The sequence below is a fragment of the Litorilituus lipolyticus genome, from assembly GCF_006439335.1.
Lineage (GTDB): Bacteria > Pseudomonadota > Gammaproteobacteria > Enterobacterales > Alteromonadaceae > Colwellia > Colwellia lipolytica.
Genome location: NZ_SAWY01000032.1, coordinates 1 through 3,759, shown reverse-complemented (window position 1 = coordinate 3,759; position 3,759 = coordinate 1). Strand labels below are relative to the sequence as shown.

The window sequence follows — 3,759 nt, the reverse complement described above, 5'->3', positions numbered from 1 at the left end:
GCGACATAGAACCACCTGATCCCATTCCGAACTCAGAAGTGAAATGTGTTAGCGCCGATGGTAGTGTGGGAGTTCCCATGTGAGAGTAGGTCATTGCTAGATTTCCAATTTGGAGGGGTTCCCGAGTGGCCAAAGGGATCAGACTGTAAATCTGACGGCTCCGCCTTCGGTGGTTCGAATCCACCTCCCTCCACCATCTTTTGATGAATTAAATACCAGCTATATGCTGGTATTTTTTTTGCATTTTTTTCAGTCTATTAAGCTCTTCATTTGGGATTTTCATATCATTAAGTTGCGTGAGTAAACTTTGAGCATAAGTGAGGTGTGCGATGTTTTTATTACTATGTTCATATGAAAGTAATAATGCTTGTATCAAATTAAGCTTTATACCCACATGTTTTGGATAAAGTGCTTGTGCTGTAGTTAGCTGTTTAATAGCAAGTGCATATTCTTTATTATCATAAAGCTCTTGGCCTTTAGCAATTGCCTCTTGTGCTTTATCCCTATTACTAACCGGGTAGCTAACTTCTTTATCACCTTCTGATTGACTGATTAGTAGCTCAGAAGGTATTGAGGGTCTATTAAGTTTCACTAAGGTATTTGAAATATCCTTTAATACACTTTTATCAATAGCATTAATTTCTTTATTGAGAAGTTTTTCACCTGAGTCAATTTCATTTTTTGCTATATCGAAATCTCGTGTTGTTTCTAATAAGCATGCACTTAACAAATGGGATTGGATTTTGACGTCATGTTGCTTAAAGTCTTTATTCATTTGATTAAGATAGCCGTAAGCTCTATTGTTTATTTTCTTAGCATCTACTAACGGTAACGTCGGAGAATACTCCATTAGAGCCTTTGCAAACATAATGGCATTTTCTGGTGAATGATGAATTGAATTATGCGCTAGTTTGTAAGTTTGCTCATATGCAAAAGTAGCTTTTTCAAAATGATGATTGTCTAAACATTGCTTTGCATATTTCTTTAATCTAGGGATCGACCTTGGTGATAATTTTAGTGCCTGCTCTAATATTTCTTCTGCGAAGATAAAATTAAACTGCTTCTGATAGGTGATAGCTAGCCAATCGTAACTAGATAAATACAGCGGATGCTTTTTTATTAAAGATTTAAAAATAGCTTCTGCATTCATCAACCTCTCTTCGTGCAGTGCAACTTTTCCTAGACCAACACTTGCCCATTGACAATTCGCTGTATCTTTATATCTCTCGTAAATCTCTTTAGCTCTTTCGTATTGTTCCAACTCATAAAATTGACGTGATTTAATACCCAAGCATTCAGTTTTATAAGGGGTATTCTTTGCTAATGCTTGATCACAAAATTCTATTACTAAATTTGGATCACCTATTTCAAGGGCTTGATACACAGAAGACATTGCTTGTTTCTTTTTTAAACACTTTGTTAGTCGTTTATCGAGGTCATTTAATGAGTAGGGCTTACACAAATAATCATCTGGTTTATGTTCTAAAGCGGCTAATACCATCGCTTGTGAAATTTCAGCTGTAATAAGGATGACAATGCAATGTCTACTGATATGGTTATTTATTCTTAATTCTTCAAGAATTTGTTGTCCATTCTTTTGGTTTTCTCCTAGGTCATAACCTAAAAGAATCACGTCGTATTCTTTTTGCTGACAAATAGCAGTAACATCTTGAGCATAATGAGAACTGTCAACCTGCTTACTTGTAAGTCTCATGACAAACTGCTTAAGGATATCTTGCGATGGTTTTATGTTATCAACTATAAGAAAACGCAAACCTTGATAATGATCCGATGTCATAAATCCCTTATTAATTTGACGATATGTACTAACGTTTTACTACATTGTTTTTTCTAAAGTCTGGTAAACTATGCTCAATATTACTAAATTAGATTATACATGAGCGACTTTTCAGCATTCGATTTTAACGATGCAATTAATAGTGCTATTTCAGATCTAGCATACCGAAATCCAACACCAATACAAGAATTAGCTATTCCTTTAATACTAGCTAATCACGATGTTATGGCAAGGGCTAATACAGGAACAGGAAAAACAGCTGCTTTTGGCTTACCTATCTTGCAAAAGCTATTACCAAATAAACAAAAAGTAAGCGGTATAAATACTCTTATACTTGCTCCAACTCGTGAATTATGTAGACAGATTCATAATAACCTAGTTCAATTTTCGAAATATGCAGAGATCGAATCTGTCATGGTGTATGGCGGGGTGAGTGGAAAAATACAGCTAGCTAATATCACAGAAAGTACGGCTATAATTGTCGCGACACCAGGTCGATTATTAGAGCACCTAGATAATAATGCTATTGCATTAGATAAATTAAAAACACTTGTATTTGATGAAGCAGATAGGTTGTTAGATCTTGGCTTTAAGGAAGAAATAAATAGGCTACTTGCATATATACCAGATGATAGACAAAACTTATTATTTTCAGCGACCTTTGATGAAAGAATCTTCAGTATTAGTAAAAGATTACTTAAAGCTCCAAAAGTTGTCGAACTTGACAGTACACTTGATGAAGAATGTGATCATTCATTAATAGAGCAAAATTTCTATACAGTAGATCAAAACAGAAAAAGAGAGCTAACTTCTTATCTAATTGGCTCAAAGAATTGGCATCAAGTTCTAGTGTTTGTAAGAACAAAAAAGCAAGCTGATTCATTAGCACAAGAAATGAAAAAAGATGGTATAGCTTCAGCCTCATTTCATGGTGACAAGAGTCAAGGTTATAGAGAAAAAACATTAAAGCAATTTAAGGATAAAGATATACGCGCACTTATTGCTACAGATGTTGCAGCACGTGATATTGATATACATAATCTAGAACAAGTTATAAATTATGAATTACCTTACCAAGCTGAAGATTATATACATCGTATAGGAAGAACAGGCAGAGCAGGAAGAAAAGGCCAAGCAATATCTCTTGTTAGTCCAAAAGAAGCATGGCTGGTAGAGTCTATTGAAAAGATAATTAGTAAATCAATTATCCAACAATGGTATCCAGGCTATGAGCCAACAACTAGCTTTGAGCCAATTGACAATAATCAGAGTAAAAAATCCAGAAGAAAACCTAATAAGAAAAGAGAAAGAGAAAAGGCATTAGGGATTAACAAAGAACGTAATCACAAAAGAAAAAGAAGATAATAATCAACAGATCACAATTGGATCGATGCAAAAATATAACTAATGATCACAAAATGTAGCCATCAAACTACATAAATTTATTTCTACGTACGCATATGTATATAAAATCCATATTTGTGTTACTTCCAACTATAGATATAAACAAATTTTACAGATCTAGATATTTATTGATACCAAATCAATAAATATAAGTTATGGGCAAAAAGTTGTGATTGATCATTAAGGATCAACCTATTTTAGCCCTTTATTTGAGCGTGTTGTGTTATTTTTGAACGAACAAGCAAAATATTAAAATTAAAGCTTGATCCCTGAGTAAAAGTATCTAAAATGCGCATCCACTTCTTAAGGGAGCTTAAGAGGTCTATTTTAAATAGTTAATATAAGCTTAAATAGCAATTAACGAGTCAGATAAGTTAGAAACTTGAAACTTTATAAAAAAAGTTGTTGACATTAAAATAGAGGTGCGTAGAATGCGCATCTCGCTTCGGGGCAAAGCTTACGGAGTACACTGATTAACGAATGCGATTAATCAGCGTTCCATACGGAACAAATTCTTTAACAATTAGTTATCATGCAATTTGTGTGGGCACTCACTC

Annotated in this window: 2 protein-coding genes, 1 tRNA gene and 1 rRNA gene; 3 read left to right on the top strand and 1 reads right to left on the bottom strand. The window is 34.0% G+C overall.

Translation table 11 applies throughout. The features are described from left to right. Nucleotides 1-92 (top strand): 5S ribosomal RNA (gene rrf, locus EPA86_RS13270). A gap of 19 nt (nucleotides 93-111) precedes the next feature. After that, nucleotides 112-196: transfer RNA gene (locus EPA86_RS13265), tRNA-Tyr, on the top strand. A gap of 12 nt (nucleotides 197-208) precedes the next feature. On the opposite strand, the gene EPA86_RS13260 is transcribed toward EPA86_RS13265, so the two are convergent. Then, nucleotides 209-1,798 (bottom strand): response regulator, encoded by a 1,590-nt coding sequence (locus EPA86_RS13260; protein WP_140604389.1) that lies wholly within the window; start codon nucleotides 1,796-1,798, stop codon nucleotides 209-211. 99 nt (nucleotides 1,799-1,897) lie between these two features. Between EPA86_RS13260 and EPA86_RS13255 the strand changes: the two genes are divergently transcribed. Then, nucleotides 1,898-3,163, top strand: coding sequence for a DEAD/DEAH box helicase (locus EPA86_RS13255; protein ID WP_140604387.1), 1,266 nt, complete (start codon nucleotides 1,898-1,900; stop codon nucleotides 3,161-3,163). The last annotated feature ends 596 nt before the right edge of the window (nucleotides 3,164-3,759 follow it).